The sequence below is a fragment of the Marinobacter sp. bablab_jr003 genome, from assembly GCF_016464245.1.
Lineage (GTDB): Bacteria > Pseudomonadota > Gammaproteobacteria > Pseudomonadales > Oleiphilaceae > Marinobacter > Marinobacter vinifirmus.
Genome location: NZ_JADARC010000119.1, coordinates 312,221 through 336,713 on the forward strand (window position 1 = coordinate 312,221; position 24,493 = coordinate 336,713).

General features: G+C 59.6%; 21 protein-coding genes and 2 pseudogenes. 12 read left to right on the forward strand and 11 right to left on the reverse strand.

The window, feature by feature from the left end; genetic code table 11:
- Positions 1-144 precede the first annotated feature (144 nt).
- The 5 genes and pseudogenes from H3Z84_RS13680 to H3Z84_RS13700 all read left to right on the forward strand — a co-directional run bounded on the left by H3Z84_RS13680 (position 145) and on the right by H3Z84_RS13700 (position 6,099).
- Positions 145-977: pseudogene (locus tag H3Z84_RS13680) on the forward strand (extracellular solute-binding protein).
- Positions 978-982: 5 nt separating this feature from the next.
- On the forward strand, positions 983-2,077 hold the full coding sequence (locus tag H3Z84_RS13685) for an ABC transporter ATP-binding protein (protein WP_199457829.1): 1,095 nt from the start codon (positions 983-985) through the stop codon (positions 2,075-2,077).
- Complete coding sequence (locus tag H3Z84_RS13690; RefSeq protein WP_199457830.1) at positions 2,074-2,934, forward strand: ABC transporter permease; 861 nt, start codon at positions 2,074-2,076, stop codon at positions 2,932-2,934. Before H3Z84_RS13685 ends, H3Z84_RS13690 begins: the two co-directional genes overlap by 4 nt.
- Before the next feature lie 4 nt (positions 2,935-2,938).
- Entirely contained in the window at positions 2,939-3,793 is an 855-nt protein-coding gene (locus H3Z84_RS13695; protein ID WP_199457831.1) for an ABC transporter permease, read from the forward strand.
- Between the two features lie 65 nt (positions 3,794-3,858).
- Positions 3,859-6,099: a sensor domain-containing diguanylate cyclase gene (locus tag H3Z84_RS13700; protein WP_228285856.1), complete on the forward strand. Its 2,241-nt coding sequence runs from the start codon at positions 3,859-3,861 to the stop codon at positions 6,097-6,099.
- Between the two features lie 3 nt (positions 6,100-6,102).
- Here the strand turns inward: H3Z84_RS13700 and H3Z84_RS13705 are convergent, their stop codons facing one another.
- The 7 genes from H3Z84_RS13705 to H3Z84_RS13735 form a co-directional block, all read right to left on the reverse strand.
- Positions 6,103-7,515, reverse strand: a complete 1,413-nt coding sequence (locus H3Z84_RS13705) for an alanine/glycine:cation symporter family protein (protein ID WP_199457832.1) — start codon at positions 7,513-7,515, stop codon at positions 6,103-6,105.
- A 137-nt stretch (positions 7,516-7,652) separates the two neighbouring features.
- Positions 7,653-8,096 (reverse strand): universal stress protein, encoded by a 444-nt coding sequence (locus tag H3Z84_RS13710; RefSeq protein ID WP_022989605.1) that lies wholly within the window; start codon positions 8,094-8,096, stop codon positions 7,653-7,655.
- Between the two features lie 32 nt (positions 8,097-8,128).
- Positions 8,129-9,415, reverse strand: coding sequence for a TRAP transporter large permease (locus H3Z84_RS13715; RefSeq protein WP_022989604.1), 1,287 nt, complete (start codon positions 9,413-9,415; stop codon positions 8,129-8,131).
- Between the two features lie 36 nt (positions 9,416-9,451).
- Complete coding sequence (locus tag H3Z84_RS13720) at positions 9,452-10,048, reverse strand: TRAP transporter small permease (RefSeq protein ID WP_036219755.1); 597 nt, start codon at positions 10,046-10,048, stop codon at positions 9,452-9,454.
- Positions 10,049-10,162: 114 nt separating this feature from the next.
- Positions 10,163-11,191 (reverse strand): TRAP transporter substrate-binding protein DctP, encoded by a 1,029-nt coding sequence (gene dctP / locus H3Z84_RS13725; RefSeq protein WP_199457833.1) that lies wholly within the window; start codon positions 11,189-11,191, stop codon positions 10,163-10,165.
- A gap of 139 nt (positions 11,192-11,330) precedes the next feature.
- Positions 11,331-11,870, reverse strand: a complete 540-nt coding sequence (locus tag H3Z84_RS13730; protein ID WP_199457834.1) for a YqiA/YcfP family alpha/beta fold hydrolase — start codon at positions 11,868-11,870, stop codon at positions 11,331-11,333.
- Positions 11,871-11,899: 29 nt separating this feature from the next.
- Positions 11,900-12,889 carry an LLM class flavin-dependent oxidoreductase gene (locus tag H3Z84_RS13735; RefSeq protein ID WP_199457835.1) on the reverse strand — a complete coding sequence of 330 codons (990 nt, stop codon included), beginning with the start codon at positions 12,887-12,889 and terminating at the stop codon, positions 11,900-11,902.
- Between the two features lie 242 nt (positions 12,890-13,131).
- Here H3Z84_RS13735 and H3Z84_RS13740 point away from each other — a divergent pair, with 242 nt between their 5' ends.
- Together H3Z84_RS13740 and H3Z84_RS13745 are read left to right on the forward strand one after the other, a co-directional pair.
- The gene (locus tag H3Z84_RS13740; RefSeq protein ID WP_199457836.1) at positions 13,132-14,280 is read left to right on the forward strand and encodes a mechanosensitive ion channel family protein; all 1,149 of its coding nucleotides are present in this window, start codon (positions 13,132-13,134) and stop codon (positions 14,278-14,280) included.
- 23 nt (positions 14,281-14,303) lie between these two features.
- The gene (locus H3Z84_RS13745; protein WP_199457837.1) at positions 14,304-15,062 is read left to right on the forward strand and encodes a putative 4-mercaptohistidine N1-methyltransferase; all 759 of its coding nucleotides are present in this window, start codon (positions 14,304-14,306) and stop codon (positions 15,060-15,062) included.
- 274 nt (positions 15,063-15,336) lie between these two features.
- Here the strand turns inward: H3Z84_RS13745 and H3Z84_RS13750 are convergent.
- Positions 15,337-15,529, reverse strand: a pseudogene (locus H3Z84_RS13750) (sensor histidine kinase); the annotation flags it as partial.
- 83 nt (positions 15,530-15,612) lie between these two features.
- On the opposite strand from H3Z84_RS13750, the gene H3Z84_RS13755 reads away from it, so the two are divergent.
- On the forward strand, positions 15,613-16,758 hold the full coding sequence (locus H3Z84_RS13755; RefSeq protein ID WP_199457838.1) for a tripartite tricarboxylate transporter permease: 1,146 nt from the start codon (positions 15,613-15,615) through the stop codon (positions 16,756-16,758).
- A gap of 69 nt (positions 16,759-16,827) precedes the next feature.
- On the opposite strand, the gene H3Z84_RS13760 is transcribed toward H3Z84_RS13755, so the two are convergent.
- Positions 16,828-17,607, reverse strand: a complete 780-nt coding sequence (locus H3Z84_RS13760; RefSeq protein WP_199457839.1) for a GntR family transcriptional regulator — start codon at positions 17,605-17,607, stop codon at positions 16,828-16,830.
- A gap of 219 nt (positions 17,608-17,826) precedes the next feature.
- Here H3Z84_RS13760 and H3Z84_RS13765 point away from each other — a divergent pair, with 219 nt between their 5' ends.
- The 4 genes from H3Z84_RS13765 to H3Z84_RS13780 are packed head-to-tail and all read left to right on the forward strand — an operon-like array spanning position 17,827 to position 22,512.
- Entirely contained in the window at positions 17,827-19,518 is a 1,692-nt protein-coding gene (locus H3Z84_RS13765) for an L-lactate permease (RefSeq protein ID WP_199457840.1), read from the forward strand.
- Between the two features lie 56 nt (positions 19,519-19,574).
- Positions 19,575-20,402 carry a (Fe-S)-binding protein gene (locus H3Z84_RS13770; RefSeq protein ID WP_199457841.1) on the forward strand — a complete coding sequence of 276 codons (828 nt, stop codon included), beginning with the start codon at positions 19,575-19,577 and terminating at the stop codon, positions 20,400-20,402.
- Positions 20,399-21,844, forward strand: a complete 1,446-nt coding sequence (locus H3Z84_RS13775; RefSeq protein WP_199457842.1) for a LutB/LldF family L-lactate oxidation iron-sulfur protein — start codon at positions 20,399-20,401, stop codon at positions 21,842-21,844. The genes H3Z84_RS13770 and H3Z84_RS13775 overlap by 4 nt, the downstream gene beginning before the upstream one ends.
- The gene (locus tag H3Z84_RS13780) at positions 21,841-22,512 is read left to right on the forward strand and encodes a LutC/YkgG family protein (protein WP_199457843.1); all 672 of its coding nucleotides are present in this window, start codon (positions 21,841-21,843) and stop codon (positions 22,510-22,512) included. The genes H3Z84_RS13775 and H3Z84_RS13780 overlap by 4 nt, the downstream gene beginning before the upstream one ends.
- An 8-nt stretch (positions 22,513-22,520) precedes the next feature.
- Here the strand turns inward: H3Z84_RS13780 and nfsA are convergent, their stop codons facing one another.
- Together nfsA and H3Z84_RS13790 are read right to left on the reverse strand one after the other, a co-directional pair.
- A complete protein-coding gene (nfsA, locus tag H3Z84_RS13785) occupies positions 22,521-23,258 on the reverse strand; it encodes an oxygen-insensitive NADPH nitroreductase (protein ID WP_199457844.1) in 738 nt (245 codons plus the stop codon).
- Between the two features lie 154 nt (positions 23,259-23,412).
- Positions 23,413-24,462 (reverse strand): cytochrome-c peroxidase, encoded by a 1,050-nt coding sequence (locus tag H3Z84_RS13790; protein WP_199457845.1) that lies wholly within the window; start codon positions 24,460-24,462, stop codon positions 23,413-23,415.
- Positions 24,463-24,493: the final 31 nt, after the last annotated feature.

Below are 24,493 nucleotides of genomic sequence, written 5' to 3' on the forward strand. Positions count from 1 at the left end.
AAGGCATTCCGAACCCGGAAAACGGAGGCCCTGGCCTCCGTTTTTGTATCCGGGTTTCACAAAACTGAAATACATGGTCTATAACTTCCTGATAACAAAACGTTAGCGAAACCGCATAACACTGTTTCAGGGGAATGAACGACCATGGCACTGCGCAAGACACGGATATCAGCACTGGCCACCCTGCTGGCCGCCACGACCGCCTCCGGTAACCTTCTGCTGAAGAACTTCGACTGATCACCTGGGGTGGCTACGCCCCGGATGAGGTGGTGGCCCAGTTCGAAGAAGAGACCGGCATTGATGTGCAAATTACCCTGTCCAACAACGAAGACATGATCTCCAAGCTGCGGGCCACCGGCGGTGCCGGCTTTGACCTGGCCCAGCCCAGCCAGGACCGCATTGTGGGCGTGCAGCGCCAGTTCAATATCTACAAGCCCATCGACTACAGCCGGGTTAATACCGATCAGCTGCAGCCGTCAATGGTCAAGGCGACGCAAGAATCGACAGCCCTGAACGGCCAATCCTTCGGGGTGCCGTCTGTCTGGGGCACCAGTGGTCTGATCGTACACAACTCGGTGGCAGACACCGTCACCGACTACACCGACCTGTGTGACCCGGCCGTGGCCGGCAAGGTCAGTTACCGACTCAAGCGCCCGACGCTGATGGGCTTTGCCTTCGCCATGGGTATGGACCCGTTTGCTGCCTATAACGATCGCGACGAGTACCAGTCCATCATGGCGAAAGTGGAAGACAAGCTGATCGACTGCAAGGCCAACGTGAAAACCTACTGGACCGGCGGCGACCAACTGCTGTCGCTGCTGCGCACCGGTGAAGTGACCGCCGCCATGGCCTGGGATGCCTATCGCCTGAGCTTTGATGACGAAGCCATCAACAACATCAAATGGTATCCGCCGGTACCGCCGGGGCTGGAAGCCATGGAAGGGCAGGTGCTGGATCGCGTCCAGGCTGCCAACTGATCCCTATGGCAACAGAGTCTGACCTGTCCTGTAACGGGCTGATCCGCCGCTTTGGCAAAACCGCAGCGGTGGATCACATCTCGCTGGATGTGCCGGCCGGCACCTTCTTCTCCATTCTGGGGCCTTCCGGCTGCGGCAAGACCACCCTGCTGCGGTTGCTGGCGGGCTTCGACAAGCCGGATGAGGGCGATATCTTCATCCGCGGCCAGCGCATGAATGACGTGCCGCCCAACAAACGCCCGGTGAACATGGTGTTCCAGCACCTGGCACTGTTTCCCACCATGACCGTCGGCGACAACATCGGCTATGGCCTGAAACGCCGAAAGGTGCCCGTGGCCGAGCGCCGCAAGCGCATTGCCCGGGTGCTGGAGCAGGTGGGCCTGCCCGGGCTGGAGCACCGTAACCCGCAGGAACTCTCCGGCGGCCAGCGCCAGAGGGTGGCTTTGGCCCGTTGCCTGGTGCTGGAGCCCACCCTGCTGTTGCTGGATGAGCCGCTTGGTGCGCTGGACCTGAAGTTACGGGAACAGATGAAGGTGGAGCTGAAGCACCTGCAGAAGCAGTTCGGCACCACCTTTGTTTACATCACCCACGACCAGTCCGAGGCCATGGTGATGTCGGACCAGGTGGCGGTAATGAAAAGCGGCCGCTTTGAACAGGTGGCGCCGCCGGAGGAGCTGTACCGGGAACCCGCCACACCCTTTGTGGCGGGGTTTGTGGGGGATAACAACCGGCTCTCCGGAGAGGTCGTCACCCTGGCGGACAACATGGCCGATATCCGGCTGGATAACGGCGAAGTGGTTCGGGGCCGGGTTGCCGCCAACGGGCTGTCCAGCGGTGACCGGGCCGAGTTGTATGTGCGCCCGGAATCCCTGATGTTCACCGGTGAGGCCCTGAAAGACGGTTTCAGTGCCATGCAGGCGAAGGTACTGACCACCCTGTTTGACGGTGCTAACAGCCGGGTTGAGGCAGAAAACGGCGGCCAGCCGGTGTTTGCCCGCCTGCCGCAGGATGGCACGGCACCGCGCCTGACAACCGGCGCGGAGATCCGCCTGGCCTGGGATCCGAAACTGGCGCGGGTCTACGGAGCCGGTCAGTCGTGAATGCCTCTGCCAGCCGTTTGTCCCTCTGGTTGCTGTTAACGCCGTTTCTGCTCTGGATTGTGTTGCTGGTTCTGGTGCCGCACCTGCAGATGCTGCGCGTGTCGTTTCAGGTGCGGGAAAGCTGGGACACCCTGGCCTGGGGGCTGCAGCAGTACCAGAACTTTTTCAGTGAGTCCTATTACTGGCGTACCTTTGTACGTACCGGGGTGATGTCTCTGTTCACCACCTTTCTGACCCTGCTGATCGCCTTCCCCATTGCCTGGTACATTGCCCGCCTCGCCCGGGGCCGGAGCAAGGGCATCCTGTTCCTGGCTTGCCTGATCCCGTTCTGGGCCAGTGAGTTAGTACGTACTTACGGCTGGATGATCCTGTTGCGGGAGAGTGGCCTGTTCAGCTCCTGGCTGCAGGCGCTGGGTTGGGTCGATGGCCCGGTGGAGATGCTCTACAATGATGTGGCGGTGATCATTGGCCTGGTCTACAACGGCCTGCTGTTTATGGTGGTACCCCTGGTAACCACCCTGGATGGTATGGACGAGAACCTGGTGGAAGCCGGCTACGATCTGGGCGGTGGCCACGCCACCGTGCTGCGGGAGGTGGTTATTCCCTGGGCCATGCCCGGCATTGTTTCCGGCTGTATCGTGGTGTTCATGCTCACCCTCGGCAGTTACCTGACACCGATACTGATGGGCGGCAAGGACAGCGCCTGGTTTACCGAGCAGATTTTCACCCAGTTTATTACCCGCTTTAACTGGGAGCAGGGTGCCGCACTGGGGGTATTGCTGCTGGTGTTGTCATCACTGATGGTGTGGCTTGGCCTGAAACTGACCGGCCAGTCCCTGCGCAAGGTGATGGGGTGATGCCATGATCCGTTCCGTGCCCCGGTCCCGGTTGTTTGATGCCCTCTACCTGGGCTACCTGGTGGCGTTCTTTGTGTACCTGGCCCTGCCGCTGCTGGTAACGACCGTGTTTGCCTTCAACGACTCGCCCTTTCCGTCATTGCCCTGGCAGGGATTTACCCTGGACTGGTACCTGGCCGATGGCAGTGAGGGGCGTACCGGGCTGTTTCACGATGACAGTTTGCTCGGCGCTCTCTGGGTCAGCACCAAGATCGCCTTCTGGGTCACCCTGGCCAGTGTGGCGCTGGGTTGCGTGAATGCTGTGCTGTTCGAGCGCTTGCAGTTCCGGGGTAAGGAATTCCTGTATCTGTTAATGCTGTTGCCGCTAGTGATTCCCGGGGTCATTCTGGGCGTGTCCATCCTGGTGTTCTACAGCGGCACCGCCAATGAAGTGTCGCGGCTGTGGGGTATCGAACTGGATGTGTTCCGGCCTGGTATGCCCCTGGTGGTGATGGGTCAGGTGACCTTTATCACCACCCTGGCTACCCTGGTGATCGGCGCCCGGTTGCGAAAGTTTGACCGGCAACTGGAGGAAGCCGCCCTGAACCTGGGAGCAACGCCGCTGGTGGCCTGGTTTACCGTTACCTTGCCCTGGTTGCTGCCGTCCATTCTGGGCGCGGCCGCCATGGCGTTCCTGATGTCCTTCGAAAACTTCAACACTACCGTGATGCTCACCGGCAGCGATACGCCGCTCACCGTGGCGCTGTTCAATCGCCTGCGGGAAGGTTCGACACCGGTTCTCAATGCGGTGGCGCTGTTCCTGATGGTGGTGTCGGCCCTGCTGGCCCTGTTCACCCTGCGACAAAAAGGCTCAGGCTAAGCGGGTTCTGTCGCGGTTGGTTACGGTCTATACTGCCTGAACAATTCATATAAGCAGGTTTAATCTTGCGTGCGGCCAATCGATTCTCGCTTCTAGCTTTCCTGGCCAGCTTTGTGCTGCTGTGTCTGCCGTTAATCGGTCAGGCTGCCATGCAGCCGGTGGATGAAGGCTGGCAATACCGCTGGGGGGATTCACCCCTGATGCCCGATGGCACTCCGCAATGGATTGTGCAAGACGAACCGGGGCAGTGGCACGACATTGGTTTTCCCTCCAATCCTCCCGACCGGGCCGGCCGCGAGCACGCGTGGTTCCGGGTAACCCTGCCGGAAGGCGAGTGGTTTTCCCCCATGCTCTACATATACAGCGTGGATATCATTGTGCAGGCCTGGTTTCAGGGCGAGCTGCTCTATCAGTATGGCACCTTTGATGAACAGGGCCGGGGCCGGTTTGAAGGCTGGCCCTGGCACGAAATACCCCTGCCGGAGAACTACGAAGGCGAGACGGTGTATTTCCGGGTCTTTTCCAATTACACCGATATCGGGCTGTGGGGCGAGGTGGCCATTCTCGACCACCCGGACCTGGTGCTGCACCTGGTCAGCCGCTCGGCGAAAAGCCTGGTGATTGCCACCATTTGCGGACTGATTGCCCTCCTGGCCCTGATTTTTGCCAGTATCCAGCGCGGACCGATGGGTTTTGCCAGTATTGCCCTGTTCTCCCTGGTGACCTCGACCATGCTGGTGGCGGAAACCCCCGCCAGTTTGTTGATTGCCTACCAGCCACTGCTTTGGGACTACCTGGCGGCGGGTTCCTATTTCCTGGTTCCGGTTACCCTGGCTTTGTTGCTGCAGCAGTGGCTGGACCACCAGAGCCCGGCTGTACTGGGCTGGCTCTGGAAATTCCATCTGGGGTTTGCGGTGCTGGCGCTGCTGGCGTCGTTGTCGGGGCTGATCAACCTGTCGTCTGCCTTTCCGGTGTTTGACGGCTTGCTGCTGGTGTCGCTGTTGCTGCTGGTGGGTTCTGCGGCGCTCCGGTTCCGGGTGTTGTACCGGGAGCAACAAATCCTGCTGGTAGCTTGCGGGTTATTCGCGGTGTTGCTGATTGCCGATATGGCGGTGGCACACGGTTTCCTGCCCTGGGGCTGGTTGGTACCGGCAAGCTGGGGTGCACTGGCCTTTGCCCTCGCGGTGGTCAGCATTTCCGTGTGGCATTTCAGCCGCACCCAACAAGCACTGCAGCAGATGACGGTGCACCTGGAGCAAAAAGTGGCCGAACGCACGGCCCGGGCCGAGGCCCTGGCAGAGCGGGAAGCGGCGCGCTCCCGCCTGCTGGCCCTGGAGAGCCGGAAAAGCCAGAAATTGGCGGATCTGATCTCCGGAATCCAGGACTGCGAGGCACTGGAGCAAGCCTTTGGGCTGCTGGTCCGCGCCCTGCCAGGGCTTTACATGCCGATGGCCGGCAGTTTCTACCGCCGCAGGCCAGACGGCGGCTATGTGCGTGAAGCAATATGGGGGCCGGCGGCCGAGAGCGCCTTTCCGGCGAGTCTCGACAGGGGGCTGCCTTCATTGAAGGAGACCACGCTGCCATTGCGCAGCCAGGCGTTACCCGACCCGTTATGCTTTTTGCTCAGGGTAGAACCCGGGCTGACCGGCGACAGCCCGGAGGGCGTGCTGTTACTGGCCCATCCCAGATTGCCTGAGAGCCTCAAGGGTTATGGCACGGTGCGGGTTGTGGCCTGGGTTTACCAGTCGGTGGAGAAGCTCGGGATTACGCTGTCTGGCCTGGCGCTCAGGGAAGAATTACAGCGTTTCTCTTACGAGGACGGACTGACGGGCCTTAAAAACCGCCGGCATTTTGATGAACTGTTCCGCCATGAACAGGAAGTTTCCCGGCGCAGCGGGCGAAGCCTGAGTTTGCTGATGCTGGATATTGACCATTTCAAACGCTTTAACGATACCTACGGCCACGAAGCCGGAGACGAAGCCCTGAAAATGCTCAGCCGGGTGCTGGCACGGCATTTCCGGGGTAGCGATACCGTTTGCCGGTATGGCGGTGAGGAGTTTGCTGTGCTGCTGCCGGGAGCTACGTCTGCCGAGGCTACCGAACGTGCAGAGGCCCTGCGGCGAGCGGTTGCCAGTGAGCCGGCGGGGGAGGGGTGTGCGGTGCCTGAACACCTGACGGTGTCGGTCGGGGTGGCCTGCTGGCCAGAGAGCTGTACCGAGTTTGGCGATCTGTTCCGGGCCGCCGACCGGGCCCTGTACCGGGCTAAACATGCCGGCCGCAACCGGGTGGCTGCGGCCGAAGCATGAAGGTCAGTGCCAGATATTGCTGTCGATTTTCTCGTGCAGCTCCGGGTAATCCTTGGATTTGAAGTGAGGCACCAGGCCTTCCTTGCGTTGGGCCAGGTAGTCCTTGGTCAGTTTCACCACGGTACCGGACAGCAGCACGATGGCAATCAGGTTGATGGTCGCCATCAGTCCCATAGAGGCATCGGCCGCGTTGAACACGGTTACCACGGCCTCGTAACCACCCCAGACCACCATGCCCAGTGCCGCCAGGCGCAGAATAGTCAGGCCCAGTGTATTGCCGCCCTTCAGGTACACCAGCGCGTTCTCGGCGTAGGTGTAGTTGGCCACAATAGAGGTAAAGGCAAAGAACAGGATGGCGATGGCAATGAAGTAACCGCCGAAATCCCCGAGGTGAACTTCCATGGCCTGCTGGGTAAGCTGGGTGCCGGTTACGCCGGAACCCGGCTCCAGAACGCCGGCCAGCAGGATCATTACGGCAGTGGCGGTACACACGATAATGGTGTCGATAAACACGCCGAAGGCCTGTACCAGCCCCTGTGAAGACGGGTGGTGCGGAGCAGGTGTGGCCGTGGCGGCGATATTCGGGGCAGAACCCATGCCTGCCTCGTTGGAGAACAAGCCGCGCTTGATGCCGTTGAGCATGGCCGCAGTGATGGAACCGGCCGCGCCACCGGCGGCTTCTTCAAGGCCGAATGCGCTCTTGACGATCATCGCCAGGATGCCCGGCACTTCGGTGATGTTCATGGCCATCACAATCAGCGCCAACAGCACGTAGGCACCGGCCATGAACGGCACCACAAATTCCGCGAAGCGCACAATCTTGCGCAGGCCGCCGAAAATCACGATGCCGGCAAAGAACGCGATCGCAATACCCACGCCCAGTTTAGGTGTGCCGAAGGCACCTTCCATGGCATCGGCAATGGAGTTGGCCTGTACTGCGTTGAACACCAGGCCGAAGGAAATGATCAGGCACACTGCAAAGATAGCGGCGGCCCAGGGCGCCTTCAGGCCCTTGGCAATGTAGACCGCCGGGCCGCCCCGGTACTGGCCTTTGCCGTCACGCACCTTGTACAGCTGCGCCAGGGTGCTTTCGGCATAGCCGGTGGCCATGCCTACCAGCGCTACCATCCACATCCAGAAAATGGCACCGGCGCCACCCAGGTAAAGGGCGACCGCCACGCCGGCCAGGTTACCGGTACCGACCCGCGACGCGAGGCTGGTACACAGGGCCTGGAACGGCGAAATACCGTGTACATCGCTCTCGCGGGAACCGCGGATGGCACGGACCATTTCGCCAAAGTTGATGAACTGCAGAAAACCCAGGCGAATGGTAAAGAAAACACCCACGGCCAGCAGGCCGTATACGAGGACATAGCCCCAGAGAATCGAATTGAGAAAATCGACAATTGCAGTCATGGAGTGACGCCTTGTGATTTGTGGATGAAAGTTAACGAAGTCGCGGGGAAGTCTAGCACGGTGAAATTACAGGCAGACTGCGGAAATCCGTGATTGCCGGGCTGCTGGGGATGTGCAGCCCGGCCTGAGTGGTGGCCTCAGACCACCAGTACCGGGCACTTGGCCTGGGAGGCCACCCGGTGGGACACACTGCCGAGGAACATGCCGTCTTTGTCGCTGTTGGTGCCCTTGGTGCCAACCACGATCAGGTCTGCTTCCTTTTCCTGGGCAAACTTCACAATCACCTTGGACGGCCGGCCCGCTTTCACGAAACCGCGCACCTTGGTAGCCCCATGCTCCTTGGCAAACTCCTTGGCGTGGTTCACCACCTCCTTGGCGTAGTCCGACAGCACCTTGTCCGGAATGTCCATGTCATCCGGACGGCCAATCGAGAGCGAGGCCTCGAACAGGCTGTGGTGTTTGTAGACACAGATGATGAAAATTTCCGCATCCGGTATCAGTCGCTGCAGCTCGATGGCCTTGTCCAGGGCCTTCAATGAGGTTTTGGAACCGTCTACGGCAGCCAGAATTCGTTTGAACATACCAGTCTCCTGTCAGTGGCCGGTTGCCCGGTTCAGTCTCGGTAAGCCAGGTCCCGCAGGAACAGCGCAATATCCGGGAAGGCAATGATCAGGCCGGCAGCAGCCACCAGCATGAAAATGAAAGGCGGCGTGCCTTTGATCACTTCCAGGTAGGGCCGCTTGAAAATCGCAATGGCGGTGAAAATATCGCAGCCAAACGGTGGTGTGGCAGAGCCGATGGCCACCTGCAGGGTAATCAGTACACCCACCAGCACCGGGTCCAGCCCGGTGGCCTGGATGGCCGGGGCGAAGATCGGCGTGAGTACCAGGATCACCACAATCGGGTCTACAAACATGCAGGCAATGAAGAAGGCCACACAGATGGCAATCAACACACCGACCGGGCCGGCGTCATTCACACCCACTGCTTCAAGAATGCTTTGCGGAATCTGGGCGAAGGAGATAATCCAGGAGAAGCCGTTACCCACGGCCACCAGGATAAACACCACGGCGGTGATCAGGCCGGTGGACTTGGCAATCCGGTAGACATCGGTGAGTTTGAGCGACCGGAAAATCACAAACTCCAGCAGGAAGGCGTAAAGCACGCATACAGCAGCCGCCTCGGTGGGGCTGAAGATACCGCCGTAGATACCGCCCACGATAATCACCGGGAACATCAGCGGCCAGGACGCATCCCGAACCGACAGAGCACGCTCTTTCCAGGAGGCCTTGGGCTCTGTAGGTACCTGGTTCTTGTAGGCGTAGATCAGGCAGTACACCGAGAACATGAACAGGATCAGCAGGCCGGGGCCGATGCCGGCAATAAACAGCTCGGCAATGGAGGTCTCGGAGATAACCCCGTAGATGATCATGCCGATACTGGGCGGGATCAGGAAGGCGATATCACTGGCGTTGATGATCAGCGCCAGGGTGAAGGGATCGGAATAACCGGCTTTCAGCATCTTGGGGCGCAGGGGCGAGCCTACCGCCACTACCGTCGCCTGGGTTGAACCGGAAACTGCACCGAACAGGGTGCAGGAGGTGGCGGTACTGATCGCCAGGCCACCTTTTACATGGCCGATGAACGACATGACCATGTTGATCAGCCGGTCGGCCGACTGGCCCCGGGTCATGATATCGGCGGCCAGGATAAACATGGGCACCGCGATCAACGACGCCGGCCGGATGCCACCCATCATCTGCTGGACGAATGTGCCCATCTGGCCGAAGCCGTCAAACATCATTACAAAGCCGAACACCGCAGCGGTGATCAGCGGGATCATCATCGGGAAGCCCAGAAGCAGCAGCCCGATCATGATAATCATCATCATAGTTGCCATGGTGTGAATATCCTTAGTGGTTCGGGTTCATGCGCTTCAGACTTCGGTTTCGGTATCGGCGTAGCCATCCACCACACCCGTCGACAGATAAACGTCTTTACTGGTGAGGTTTTTGATGGCGGTCAGGAAATACTGGATGCCGGTAATGGCAAAACCGACCGGTACCCAGACGTAGATCCACCAGATGGGCAGGCCCAGCGCCGGCAGAATGCGACCACGGCCGTACAGGGTTTCGATGTAGCCGTAGGAGTGGTAGCACAGGAAGAACATCACCACGGAGGTGAACAGGGCAATGAAAATCATCAGAGCCTTGCGGCCCTTGGCAGGAAAGGCATCGTAAACGGCAGACATCCGGATGTGGCGGCCATGGCGGGCAGCGTAGCCGATGCCGGCAAAGGTAATCAGGATAATCAGGATCCGGTTGATCTCGCCGGAGAAAAACAGGCCTTCTCCGAACACAAACCGGGCAATCACGTTAACGCAGGTGTTGACCGCCATGAGGATAACGCCGCCGGCCAGCATGACGGCTTCAATCCTGGCAATCCATTCATCAATAGTGCCCAGAAACCCGGGCAAACCGGATGCGTAGGCACCGGTATCGTCTTCCACAGCCTCCTGAGGACGCTCAGACATGGATGGGGTACTCCGAAACAGGTCGCTCCCGGCCGGTAAATTCCCCGGCGGGGCGGGGTTGAACCAGGGCCGGACAACAAGGGGTGGCCGTAGCCACCCCCTGAATCCTGCCGGTTAGTCTTCCTGAACTGCCTTGAGGTCGGCCTTGAACTGGTTCAACAGTTCTTGACCCTGCTCACCGGTCATCTCGATGAATTTCTCTTCTACCTGAGGTGCCCGGGCACGGAAGGCTTCGATCTGTTCCTCGTTCAGACGGGTAACGGTAACCTCGTCGCTGGCAGCCTTGATCTTCTCAAGGGCTTCGTCGGCCAGGCCGTCGATGTGTACGATGATTTCCTCAAAGGCGAAGTCTGCGGCATCCTGCACCAGCTTCTTGTCTTCGTCAGACAGGCCGTTGTAGAAATCCTGGTTCGCCATCATGGCGGTGGTGAACCAGCCGTGGCCGGTGAAGACCAGGTTCGGAGACACTTCGTACAGGCCGCCGGACTCGATCCAGAAAATCGGGTTTTCCTGGCCCTGGATCATATTGGTCTGCAGGGCACCGTACACTTCACCCCAGGGCAGCGGGGTGGGCGTCGCGCCGAAGGCGGAATAGGTTTCAGACAGAAGCGGGTTGGTCATAACCCGGATCTTCTTGTTCTTGAATTCCTCGGGGGAGGTGACCGGCTCGTCTACAGTCACCACGAATTCACCTTCCGGGTACATCTTCAGCAGTTCCAGGCCCTGCTCGGAGTACAGCTGCGGGAAGTCTTCGTTGATGGCCTCGGACTCACGGAAAAACTCGATCACCGTGTCCATGTCGGTGGGCATCAGGTACGGAATGAAGAAAATCTGGGCTTCGGGAATCAGTGAGCCGGTAAAACCGGGGGACTGGTTCACGAAGTTGAGGATGCCAGCCTGGGTCTGTTCCATGATGTCGTCAGACTCGCCCAGCTCACCGAAACGGAACACCTGCAGGGTGTGGTCGGAGTTCTCTTCGATGTATTCCTTGAATTTGTAGGCGTAAACGTCTTGAACATCGCCCTCGTATTCTTCGTGGGCGTAGCGCCAGTTGGCTGCATTTACCGCATTGGCTGCGGTCAGACCGGCAAACGCCAGTGCTGAAATACCCGCCAGTTTCCTGAATTTGCTTGTGCTGTTCATCGCGTTGTCTCCGCTCTTTTTTTCAGTTAATTCCTTGTTACCTTTTTTTAGACTGGCAAAACAAAGCGGTTTTCGCAAGGAAATGACCGAAATCAGGAAACACTGGCGACAGGTTTCGCGGTATCGCAAGTCTATGAATTCAGACTTTATTCGGATTTTTGAGACAGGTTTCGAGGAATCGGTGGAACTCCCGGGCCACCCTGTCGATACTGTTCTCCAGCCGGTGCCCGTCTGGCATTACCAGGGTTTCGAGGCGCTGCTCACGGGCCAACTCCAGAACCGGCATCACAGGTACGACATCATCATCCCAGCCATGAATGATGCGGGTATAACGGGCGCCAATCACCGGGCTCGATTGCGGATATTTCGGCAATGCCAGTGCCGGCGCCAGCAGAAAACAGCCCAGTACCGGGGTGGTGGCGCTGGTTTGTGCGCACACCCAGCCACCCATGCTGGAGCCGGCCAGGATGGTCCGCTCTGGCACGGCGCCGGCACTTTCAATGGCGGCTCGCATCTGCTTTAGCCGGACTGCCGGGTCTTTGCTGCTGCGGTGATCGATGGCCTCGGCCCGCACGCCATCAAACTCTTCAGCCACCGCTTTCAGGGCCTGGATCTTGGTGCTGCCCGGGCCGCTTTCCAGGCCATGGGACAGAAACACGAAAAACGGTTGTTCGGGCATGTCAGGCTCCCTGCATTCGGTCAGTCGGTTCAGGTTCGGGTTTGGGCCAGGATGTCGAGGGCGTGGCGGCGCTGGGCCGGCTCGTAGATATCAACGGTGAACATCAGCTCCTCCACCTGGATATCCGACAGCAGTTCGTCAAGCTGTTGTTTCAGGTCATCGGCGTTACCGATGATCTGCAAGCCCAGAAAATCCTTAACCCCGGCTTCTTCAGCGGCATTCCACAGGCCATTCATGGACTCCACCGGCGGCTTCATCCACAGCGGCTGGCCACGGAACAGCGACAGAATGCGCTGGTAGCTGGTGGTGCTCAGGAATTTGGCTTCTTCCATGGAGTCCGCCGGTACGGCCGGAATGGCCAGCATGGCGTAGGGCTGCTGCAGCTGCTCGGAAGGCTGGAAATTATCCCGGTACACCCTGAGCGCTTCGCGATACAGGCGCGGTGCAAAGTGGCCGGCAAAGGCATAGGGCAGCCCGCGCATGGCGGCCAGCTGGGCACTGTACAGGCTGGAGCCCAGCAGCCAGATCGGCACGTTGGTGCCGGCGCCGGGAATGGCTTTGACCGGCTGGCCCGGCTGCAGCGGCCCGAGCAGGGTTTGCAGGCGAGCGACGTCTTCAGGGAACTGCTCCGCGCCCAGACCCTCCCGGCGCAGTGCCCGGGCGGTAATCTGGTCGGTGCCCGGCGCCCGGCCAAGGCCCAGGTCAATGCGGCCCGGGTACAGGCATTCCAGGGTGCCGAACTGTTCGGCAATCACCAGGGGCGGGTGGTTGGGCAGCATCACGCCACCGGAACCGACCCGGATGCTCTCGGTCTTGCCGGCTATATGGCCCACCAGGACCGAGGTGGCGGAACTGGTGATACCTTCCATGTTGTGGTGTTCCGCCAGCCAGAAGCGCTTGAAGCCAAGCTTCTCGGCATGCTGGGCATAGGCCACGCTGTTGGCCAGCGTGGTGGAGACGGAATCGCCTTCGCGGACGGAGGCCAGTTCGAGCAGGGAAAAATCGGGTTTAATGGACATGGAACTCCGGGATTCTGAAGGGCTATCGATAGTGATCAATAAACAATGATGGTTCGGGCCGGTTTCTTCAAGGGCTGGCACGGTAGCGGGGCCGGATTTCCCTGCAAGTGCTAAAGTGCATGAACAGTCTGGCGCTCCGGTTCGTATATACCGGCCGGGATCCTGGAAGTGAAGCGCCTGTTCGGCAATAACCGGCTACCCTTGCAGGCAGGGTATCTGAACCGTTGTACAAGGAACCTTCAATGGCAGAAAGCATCTTTGCCGCTGTGCGTGAACAGATAAAACAGAATGTATCCGACACCCTGAATGCGTTTGGCGATGGCCAGGCGGACTGGGGAGAACTGGCGGTGCATGCCCTTAGCCAGCTTCTGATTTCGGCCTTGTATCTGGGGCTGTTTCTGGTGGTGTACGCCCTGCTGATCAGCATCGTGCGTTTTGCTGTGGGCAAAAAACGGGCGCAGCATCCGTTGTTCAATCATGCCCGTACCGGGATCCGATATCTGTTCGGGCTGGGCGCTTTTCTGGTGATCATGGCCCAGTTCGGTGCGGCGCCGGAATTGTTGAAATCCATGGCCCGGGCCGGGCTGATGGCCTTGGGGTTCTTTGTGGGCTGGCTGGTTGCCGGCCGGCTGATCCGGGAAGCCATGAGCCGCTACCGGCTGGATCCGTCCATCCGGCAGCTGGTGGAAAACCTGTTCTCTGTGCTTACCGCTACCTTTGCGGCGGTCACCGTGCTGGCACAGTTTGGTTTTGATGTGGTGTCGATTGTGGCCGGGCTCGGGATTGTCGGCATTGCGGTGGGCTTTGCGGCTCAGTCGACCCTGTCCAACTTCATTGCCGGCATTACCCTGTTGATCGAACGGCCATTCCGGATTGGCGACTGGGTGACCATCAACGGCCAGGACGGCAAGGTGGTCAAGATAGCCCTGCGCACCACCTGGCTGCGTACCCGGGACAACATTTTCACCATGATTCCCAACGACAGCGTGGCGTCTTCCGATATCGTCAATTACAGTGCCGAGGGCGCGACCCGGCTGAATATTCCGGTGGGCATCGCCTACAAGGAGTCTGCCAAGGCGGCCCGGGAGGTGATCATGCCGGTGCTGTTATCCCATCCGGAAGTGCTGCAAAGCGCCGGTATGGAGCCCCGGGTGGTGCTGAAAAACCTGGGCGATTCCTCGGTAGACCTGGAAGTGAAAATCTGGATTACGCCGGATAACCTGGATGTGCAGCCCAGAATCATGGCCGACGTGCTGGAGCAGATTAAGGAAGCACTGGATGACGCCGGCATCGAGATTCCTTTCCCGCACCTGCAGCTGTTTATTGATGAAGCCAAGGGCCTGAAGCCCCTGGTGGAACCGCTTTACCCGAAACTGGCCGGCAAGTCCTGACCTGCCGGTACGAGGAGAACAAAATGACGGAGCCGACGGGCTACTACGAAGACAACACCACCCTGGCCCAGTACCTGGAGTTCCACTTTGGCGAGAGCTGGCATGGCGAGGCGAACTTCCCGAAAGAGCTAGCGGATGCTGCCATGGAGGCGCTGGATGGCAGGGAGTTCTGCCGGGCGCTGGATATTGGGTGCGCGGTGGGGCGGACCACACTGGAGCTGGCGCGGCATTTTGACCATGTAGACGGCGTGGATTTTTCCCAGACCTTTATCAACAAGTGCCGGGAAGTCATACGCGACGGCGCTGCCCGCTACGCCAGGCCCGAAGAAGGGGAGCTGGTGAGCTATCAGGAGCGTTCGTTGGAAGCCCTCGGGCTGTCAGACGCGGCGCGCAGGGTGGCGTTTCACCAGGGTGACGCCTGTGAGTTGGGTGACGATTACTGGGACTACGACCTGGTGCTGGCGGGCAACCTGATTGACCGGTTGTACAAGCCGTCCCTGTTCCTTGAAACCATCCACGAACGCATCAACGACCTGGGCTTGCTGGTGATTGCCTCGCCCTACACCTGGCTGGAGGAGTACACACCGAAGCAGGAATGGGTGGGCGGTTTCCTGAAAGATGGCGAACCCTACAGCACCCTCGATGGCCTGAAAGATAGGCTGTCGCCCCGTTTCCGCCTGCTGACAGAGCCCCGCAGCCTGCCGTTTGTGATCCGGGAGACCCGTAACAAGTTCCAGCACAGCTTCTCGGAACTCACCATCTGGGAAAAAATGCCCGCTTAACAGCGATTGTCACGAAAAGGTCATATGGGGCGGTTATTCTGAACACTCATCAGGACAATGCATTGTGTTGGTGCATCGTGTGATTACTTCAGCCGGGGTTCTTCCCCGGTTTTTTTATGCCTGAAAAAGACAGGGCAGGTCAGGCCTTCGGCAGGTACTGGCGTTCGGGCCGCACCCATCTCGGTGCCCATGTCTTCCGCATTCCAGCGGCTGCGTTGCGGCAGAAGGTCACGAACCTTGTCCAGGGTCAGGCCGTCTATGCCTTTGGGTAGTCGTTGGCGGGTTGCTTCAAGGGCATTGTCGATCAGGTTGCCGAGCACGCTGACCAGCTGTTCCCGGGGCAGGTTGGCTGGAATATCTTCCATGGCGCTGTCCGGATCTATGTCCAGGTTCAGCCCCACTTCCCTCGCTCGGTTGTACTTGCCCAGCAGGCAGCCGGCAATGACCGGGTCGGGCACGGCTTCCACCCGCCGGCGGGTGAGTTTGAAGCCTTTGTCCAGGGCCAGGTAAAGGATATCGAAACCCTCTCACGTGAAATCGGGTTGCTGAAATGACGGGCCTTGGTGATCGTATTCTCGGCCTGGGCCTGCTGGTACTTGCCGTTGCCTATGGCTGGGTTGCCCAGCAGTGGCCCGAGCCTTTCGGTGGCGCGGAAACGGTAGGCCCCGAAACTTTTCCGACCATTCTCTCGGTGGTGCTGGTCGTTGGCAGCCTGTACCTGATGGTAAAGCCGGACCCGGATGCCCAATGGCCGGTTGGCAAGTCGGCACTGGAACTGGTGGTGTCGCTGGTGGTGTTGGTGGCCTACGCATTGTTACTGGAACCCCTGGGCTTTGTCATTGCGACGACGATGGCGGTGGGCACACTGAGCTGGCGGATGGGGGCAAATCCGAAGCCGGCGTTTATGACCGGTCTGTTGAGCGCCATCGTGGTGTTTGTTCTGTTTAACTACGGCCTGTCTCTGAGCTTGCCGGCCGGCTTGCTGGAGCTGTATGAAGGCATCGATTTCATCCTGGCGATTGTCGGTTTATTTGCGATTTCGGAGCTGTTGTTCTTCGTAGAGCATCGCATGGGTAGCGGGCGCGACAAGATGTCGGTTGGCAAGATCACCCTCAGCTTCAAGGAAATCGTCAGTACCATTCCCACCCAGCTTCGCGGCGGTATCCTCGGCTTTATCTCCGGTGTTCTGCCTGGCGCCGGTGCCTCACTGGGGAGCTTTATCAGCTACACCCTGGAAAAGCAGGTAATCGGCAAGAAGGGCAAGTTTGGTGAGGGTGATATCCGGGGTGTGGTTGCTCCGGAGGCGGGTAACAACGGGGCGTCTTCCGGTGCGCTGGTGCCCATGCTGACCCTGGGTGTGCCGGGCAGTGGCACCACTGCGGTGCTGCTGGCCATGCTGATCTCCCTCAACATTACCCCGGGGCCGTTGATGTTCACCCAGAATGCCGACATTGTCTGGGGCGTGATTGCGGCACTGCTGATTGGCAACCTGCTGTTGCTGGGGCCGGAGATGGAGAAGAACCTGGCCCACGCCATGGTGTTGTCAGACGGTGAGTGGAGCATTCTGTGGGGCAGCCCGCTGGCGATGGGGCTCTGGGTATTTGCCGGCCTTGGCCTGGCGTTGCCGTACCTGGTGGGCCCGATTCTGCGCCGCCGTATGCGTGCGGCGATCAAGGAAACGCCCGTCAGCGACTGAGTGGTTCCGCTTTCCTCCGATGTTGTCAGTCTTTGCACCGGGCTTGCCCCGGTGCTTTTTTCTTTCTGCTCACCCGGATTGTCGGGTGCTGCCCCGGCGCACGGCCCTCTCCCGCCGGCGTTCACTTTCTGAATGCGCCGAAATCGCTTGCTGCACAAAGCCGATGTGTTCCCCCGCAATGGCCCTGGCGTCTTCCGCCCGACCTTCCATAATCGCGGAGAACAGCGCCTGGTGTTGCTCAATCAGGCCCTGACGGGTGGCCGCGTCTTTTGAGTACATGCCACCGATATTGGTCACGATGTCTTTTTTCAGGAGATTAAACAGGTTGCGCATGGTGTGCAGCAGCACTATGTTGTGGCTGGCTTCGGCGATAGCCATATGGAAGCCGGCATCTGCGGCACCTTCCCGCTCGATATTTTCCTCGCTGGGTGACCGGTAGCAATTGTCCAGTTCCTGCCATGCCCGGGTGAGCAGTTCCTGGTCTACCTCGGTGGCACGTTGGGCCGCGTAATAGGCGCAGTCGGCCTCCAGCGTACGGCGAAACTCCAGCAAGTCCCGGTGGGCTTCGGGACGTTTTTCCAGAAGCCGGATCAGCGGATCGCTGAAGCTGGCTCCGAGATGCTCAGTGACAAAGTTTCCACCACCCTGCCGGCTGATCAGCAACCCCTTCGCTGCCAGTCGCTGCACAGCTTCCCGTAACGAAGGCCTGGAAACTCCGAATTGCTCGGCCAGGGCGCGCTCCGGCGGCAGCCGCTGTCCCGGTTGCAGGGTGCCTTCCAGGATCATGGTTTCCAGTTGCTCGACAATCGTGTCGGCGAGCCGCTTCGGTGCAATGGGTTGTGGAGACATTGGGCTTCCTGATGCTGTTTCCGGAATTGGTCAGACCAAAATTTCGGGAGCTGTTTGTACCTGTTTTTACTGTGAAACTGCAAGCAAATAAGACCAATGTCTTAGCTTTTCGCTTTGACAGCCCGCGAGTGCTCAAATACCGTGCTGGTTTGTTGCTTGTAAATTGGTATTACCAATTATCCAAAAATAAATCATCACAACAAGACTCTGGAGAAAACCATGTCATCCGGATTACTCGCCCTGCTGGCATTTGCCCCCATTCTGTTGGCCGGAATTCTGCTTCTCGGCCTGCGATGGCCCGCCCGAACTGCCATGCCTGTTGTCTTTCTGGCAACGGCCGTACTTGGCTATACCGCCTGGGACATGACCCTGAACCGAATTTTCGCCTCGACCCTGCAGGGACTGGTGATCACGATCGGTGTGTTGTGGATTATCTTCGGCGCCATTTTGCTGCTGAACACCCTCAAGCACTCGGGAGCCATTGCTACTATTCGCTCTGGTTTTACCAATATCACGCCGGACCGGCGGATCCAGGCCATTATCATTGTCTGGCTGTTTGGCAGTTTTATTGAAGGCGCATCCGGCTTCGGTACGCCGGCAGCCATTGTGGCGCCGTTACTGGTGGCGGTAGGTTTTCCGGCCATGGCGGCGGTTATGCTCGGGATGATGGTGCAGAGCACGCCGGTGTCGTTTGGCGCGGTCGGCACACCGATCATTGTCGGTGTGACCACGGGGCTGGACGAGGCCACAATCAGTGGCCAGCTGGAGGCCGCAGGTTCCAGCTGGGAAGCCTACCTGCAGCTGATTACCTCCGAAGTTGCCATTACCCACGCCATCGCCGGCGTGATCATGCCGCTGCTGATGGCGGTGATGATGACCCGTTTCTTCGGCCAGAACAAAAGCTGGAAGGAAGGTCTGGAAGTGTTGCCGTTTGCCCTGTTTGCCGGCGTCGCCTTCGTGGTGCCCTACGTTATCACCGGTATGCTGCTGGGGCCGGAGTTCCCGTCGTTGCTGGGCGGCCTGATCGGTCTGGCGATTGTCACGTTTGCGGCCAGGAAAGGCTTTCTGATTCCGAAGAAAACCTGGGACTTTGCCGAGCGTGAAGACTGGCCGGCCGAGTGGGTTGGCAAACTGGAAATGAAACTGGAAGACATCGCCGCCCATCCCATGAGTGGCGTTCGTGCCTGGCTTCCGTATGTGCTGATGGGTGTGATTCTGGTGGTCAGCCGCACCGTGGCGCCGGTGAAAGACTTCTTCGTCAGCATTGGCGTATCCTTCTCGAACATTCTGGGTGAGTCCGGTGTCAGTGCCGGTGTGCAGCCACTGTATCTGCCTGGCGGCATTCTGGTGATGGTGGTGATTGCCACCTTCTTCATCCACCGGATGAGCACCCGGGCCATGGGTGAAGCCCTGAAAGAATCTGGCGGGGTGTTGCTCAGTGCGGGCTTTGTACTGCTGTTCACCATTCCGATGGTGCGGATCATGATCAACTCCGGCGTCAATCTGGCAGATCTGCCCAGCATGCCGCTGGCCATGGCCACCTGGGTGGCGGATTCTGTGGGCGGCATTTATCCCTTCCTGGCGCCTACAGTCGGTGCGCTGGGCGCTTTCCTTGCCGGCTCCAATACCGTATCGAATATGATGTTCAGCCAGTTCCAGTTTGGTGTCGCCCAAGGCCTCGGCTTGTCCACGGCGCTGATGGTGGCGGTGCAGGCTGTTGGTGCGGCTGCGGGTAACATGATCGCGATTCACAATGTGGTGGCGGCTTCGGCGACGGTTGGTTTGCTGGGCCGTGAAGGCCAGACCCTACGCAAAACCATTCGCCCGACTATCTACTATCTTGTAGTAACCGGTGGGGTTGCCCTGGTGGCCGCCTATGTTCTGGGCGTTACCGACCCCCTGATGAACTGACCTGAAACAACGGGCAGGGCTGCTCCGCAGCCCGCAGAACCCGGAGGCAATGACTGATGAGTGAGCTGTTCTACGACGCCGCCCCCAATGCCACCCGTGTGGCTCCGGAGCGCCCCAAGCCCCGGAGCTACCCGGCAAAGCCGGCCGAGGTCACGCTGTTTGGCACCTGCGTGGTGGACTTGTTCTTCCCCGAGGCTGGGCTGGACGCCATCCGCCTGCTGGAACGGGAGGGTATTCGCGTGCACTTTCCACAGGAACAATCCTGCTGCGGCCAGCCGGCCTGGGCCTCCGGCTACGTGAACGAGGCCCGGGAGGTGGCGCGGGCACAGCTCAACCTGCTGGACAACGGTATGCCGGTGGTGGTGCCCTCCGGCTCCTGTGCCGGCATGTTCCGGCAGCACTACCGGGAAGTGTTTGCGGAAGAGCCGGATACCCTCAAGCGTGTGGATGACCTGGCCGAGCGTACCTTCGAGCTGACCGAGTTTCTGCTGCACGTATGCAAGGTAGACTGGCAGGATCTCGGCCAGCCCACGCAGATTGCCCTGCACACCTCCTGTTCCGCCCGTCGGGAAATGAACACCCACCTGCACGCCCGGGAGTTGCTGGGCAAGCTGGCGAACGTCGAGCGGCTGGATCACGACCACGAAAGTGAATGTTGCGGCTTTGGCGGCACCTTCTCGGTGCGCATGCCGGAAGTTTCCGGCGCCATGGTGCTGGACAAAACCCGTTCGCTGCGGGAATCCGGGGCGGTGGAAATGGTGACCGCCGATGGTGGCTGCCTGCTCAACATCAACGGCTCCCTGGAAAAACAGCAACAAGCTTTCCGGGGCCGGCATCTGGCCAGTTTTCTGTGGGAGCGGGTGAGCGGAGAGGTGAAACCATGAGCCAGCGTATACCGGTAAAAGAGCTCACCGATAGCTTCCGTGGCCGCGCGGTGGGCGCCCTGGCCGACGACCAGCTGCGCACCAACTTCCGGGTCGCTATGGACTCGCTGATGAAAAAGCGGGCCGATGCTTTTCCGGACGAGGAAGAGCGTGAAGGACTGCGGGAACTCGGCAACCACATCAAGGCTCGGGCGCTGTCCCGGTTGCCGGATTTGCTTGAACAACTGGAAGCCAGGCTGACCGCCAACGGTGTCAAGGTCCACTGGGCCGAGACCACCGAAGAGGCCAACCGGATTGTCCACTCCATCATTGAGGCGAAGCAGGGCTCTCAGGTGGTGAAGGGCAAATCCATGGTCAGCGAAGAAATGGAAATGAACGACTACCTGGCCGAACGCAACATCGAGTGCCTGGAGTCGGACATGGGCGAGTACATCGTCCAGCTGGATGGCGAAAAGCCCTCCCACATCATCATGCCGGCGATTCACAAGAACCGCTTTCAGGTCTCCAAACTGTTCCACGACAAACTGGGCGTGGATGAGACCGAGGATGTGAACGAACTGATCCAGATTGGCCGCCGCACCCTGCGCCAGAAATTCCTTGAAGCGGATGTCGGGGTCTCCGGCGTCAACTTCGCCATTGCCGAAACCGGCACCTTGCTGCTGGTGGAGAACGAAGGCAATGGCCGCATGAGCACCACGGCGCCGCCAGTGCACATTGCCGTCACCGGCATCGAAAAAGTGGTGGAGAACCTGCGGGACGTGGTGCCCCTGTTGTCCTTGCTGACCCGTTCCGCATTGGGCCAGCCCATCACCACCTACGTGAACATGATTTCCGGCCCGCGCAAGGCGGATGAGCTGGATGGTCCGGAGGAAGTGCATCTGGTGTTGCTGGACAATGGCCGCAGCGGTGCTTTCGCCGATGCCCAACTGCGCCAGACGTTGAACTGTATCCGCTGCGGTGCGTGCATGAACCACTGCCCAGTCTATACCCGTGTGGGTGGCCACACCTATGGTGAAGTGTATCCGGGGCCGATCGGCAAGATTATTACGCCGCACATGGTCGGGTTGCACAAGGTACCGGACCACCCGAGCGCGTCCTCCTTGTGTGGCGCCTGTGGTGAGGTGTGTCCGGTGAAGATTCCGATCCCGGAAATGCTGCAGCGCTTGCGCCAGGAAAACGTGAAAAGCCCCGCCGAACAGCCGAAAGTGAAAGACGGCGGCGCCAAGTATTCCCGCAAGGAGCGGGCGATCTGGCGCTTCTGGGCCAGGCTGAATACTTCGCCAGTGTTCTACCGGCTGTTCCTGTGGGGAGCGACCCGCTTTGGCAAACTGGCACCGAAAAACGTCGGCCCCTGGACCGAGAACCACTCGGCGCCGGTGCCGGCTCGCCGGTCTTTGCATGACCTGGCCAAAGCCCATTTGAACCAGGGGGATCAGCGATGAGCGCCCGCCGTAACATTCTGAACAAGCTCCGCGCTGGCCTGGCCGGCACTACGCCCCGGCCGGATGATTTCGATGAAGGGTTGGTCACCCGGCCATGGCAATACGCGCCGGAGGACAGGATTACCCGGCTGCGTTCGCTGATGGAGGCGGTGCACACCGAAATTCACCAGCTGACCTGCGCCGAGTGGCCGGCAAAAGTTCAGGAACTGCTGGAACATCGCGGCCTGAAAAACCTGCTCTATGCCCCGGGTACCGACCACGGCCAGACGTTGTCGGAACACTGGCAGCAAAGCAATGCCGCCCCCGAATTGCTGGCCTACGACCGGCCCATCGAGGAATGGAAAGAAGAACTGTTCTGGCAGGTGGATGCCAGCGTCACCGGCACTGTGGGAGGCATTGCAGCTACCGGCTCACTGGTGCTCTGGCCGGATCGCCACGAGCCGCGGCTGATGAGCCTGCTGCCGCCGCTGCACATTGCACTGCTCAAGGTCAGTGAAGTGGAAGACAACCTGTACGGCATGATGCAAAAACAGAACTGGTCTGCGGGTTTGCCGACGAACCTGTTACTTGTGTCAGGCCCTTCCAAGACCGCGGATATCGAACAGGTGCTGGCTTACGGGGCCCATGGCCCGAAAGAGCTGGTGGTCCTCATCCTTGAGGACGCCTGAGGGCGGGGTTATTTAACCCCGAAGCCCCGCTTGTTCAGGAAATCCTTCATGTGCGGCCGGAGCTTGCTGGTAAACAGCGGCTTCAGCTGCTCGGACCAGTTGGTGTCCTTATTGCCGCCGGTGCGTTCCTGGTAGTACTGGTGCATGGTGTCGTCAAAGCTGGCCACCAGGGCTTCGTCGTCGGAATCGTCGTAAGCGTCTTGTTTCAGGATGGCGGCCAGGGGCAGCCGTGGCTTCACTTCCGGATCCTGGTCCGGGTAGCCCAGGCACAGGCCAAATACCGGGTACACATGCTCCGGCAGGTTGAGCAGTTCGCTCACTTCCTGCGGGTTGTTGCGAATACCGCCGATGTAGCAGATGCCCAGCCCTTCGGATTCAGCTGCCACCACCACATTCTGGGCGATCAGTGCGGCGTCAACGCTGGCCACCAGCAGCTGCTCGGTCATGCCCCGGACCACCTCGGCACCGGCTTTCCCGGCGGATTCGGTGGCGCGCTTCATATCGGCGCAGAACACCAGAAAGTCCGAACAGGTTTCGATATAGGCCTGGCCGCCGGCCAGTTCAGCCAGCTTCTTCCGCTTTTCCGGATTGACCACGTGAATAATGGTGTAGGCCTGCACGTGGTTGGAGGTGGCGGCACACTGGCCGGCGCGGATCAGTTCTTCAAACAGCTCCCGGGGAATCTGTTGATCCTTGAACTTACGGATGGAGCGGTGGGATTTCAGCAGTTCAATGGTCGGATTCATAGCCCCTCGTCTGAGTCAGGAAAAAAGAGACGATAGCTTGCTTATCAGGATTGGCACAACAGGACAAAGGTGGGGAATTGTTCGTATGGTCCTGGTGCTCAAGGAAACAGCGCGCCCCGAGGCGCGCTGTTGAAGATACCTGCCGGTCAGGTGATCAAGGCACCATGTCGGTGGGGCGAGGTGTGGTGGCTGTGCTCGGCGGCATAATCGGGTAGCGGATTTCCGGAATGTTGCCAGTCAGGGTCTTGAGGAAGGCAACAATGGACTGGACTTCGCTATCGTTCAGCTCTGTACCCAGCTGGGCTGTCCCCATAACCGCAACCGCTTCCTCAAGGCTCCAGACTGCGCCAGAGTGGAAGTAGGGGGCTGTCAGCTCAATGTTCCGCAGCGGAGAGGCACGGAATACATATTCATCGGAGGCTGTCTGGGTGACCTCAAAGCGGCCGCGGTCGCCCTCAGGCATAATGGCACCGCCCGGACGCTCGACCAAACCGAACGGGTAGTATTCCTGGCCACCGAGGTTCACACCGCTGTGACAAGCGGCGCAGCCCCTGTCCATGAACAGGGCCAGACCTTCCTTTTCTTTGTCATTCAGAGCGGCCGTGTTGCCACGCAGGTACTTGTCGAATTCAGAGTCTGGAGTGATCAACGTTGCCTCGAAAGCTTCGATGGCTACGGCCATGTTGTCGAATGTCACCGGATCATCCTGCCCCGGAAAGGCATCGCCGAAGCGTTCAACATACTCCGGCATACTCTTCAGGGTGGACACCACGCGCTCCGGCGTACTGCTCATTTCCACGCCAGCCTGAACCGGGCCCTTGGCCTGCTCGGCAAGGTCTGCTGCCCGGCCATCCCAGAACTGCGCTGCGTTGAACACCGCGTTGAATACCGTCGGGGAGTTACGGGGGCCTTTCTGCCAGCCGTGACCAATGGACACCGGCAGGTAATCATCTCCGCCTAAACCGACGTTGTGGCAGGTGTTACAGCTGATCAGATGGCTGGAAGACAGGCGCGGTTCGAAGAACAGCATCTTGCCCAGTTCCACCTTGGATTGGGTCAGCTCGTTGCCGTCGATCACAGGTGGATATTTGGGAATCGGCTCGAAGGTGCTTCTGGCCCGGTCCAGCAGGTCATCTGCGGCGGCAGAACCCGCCATTACGCCCAGACTCAGAATCAGGGCTTTGGTTAACGGACGTTTCATCATGGTTCACTCTCCTTATGAGACAGGTCTGGTC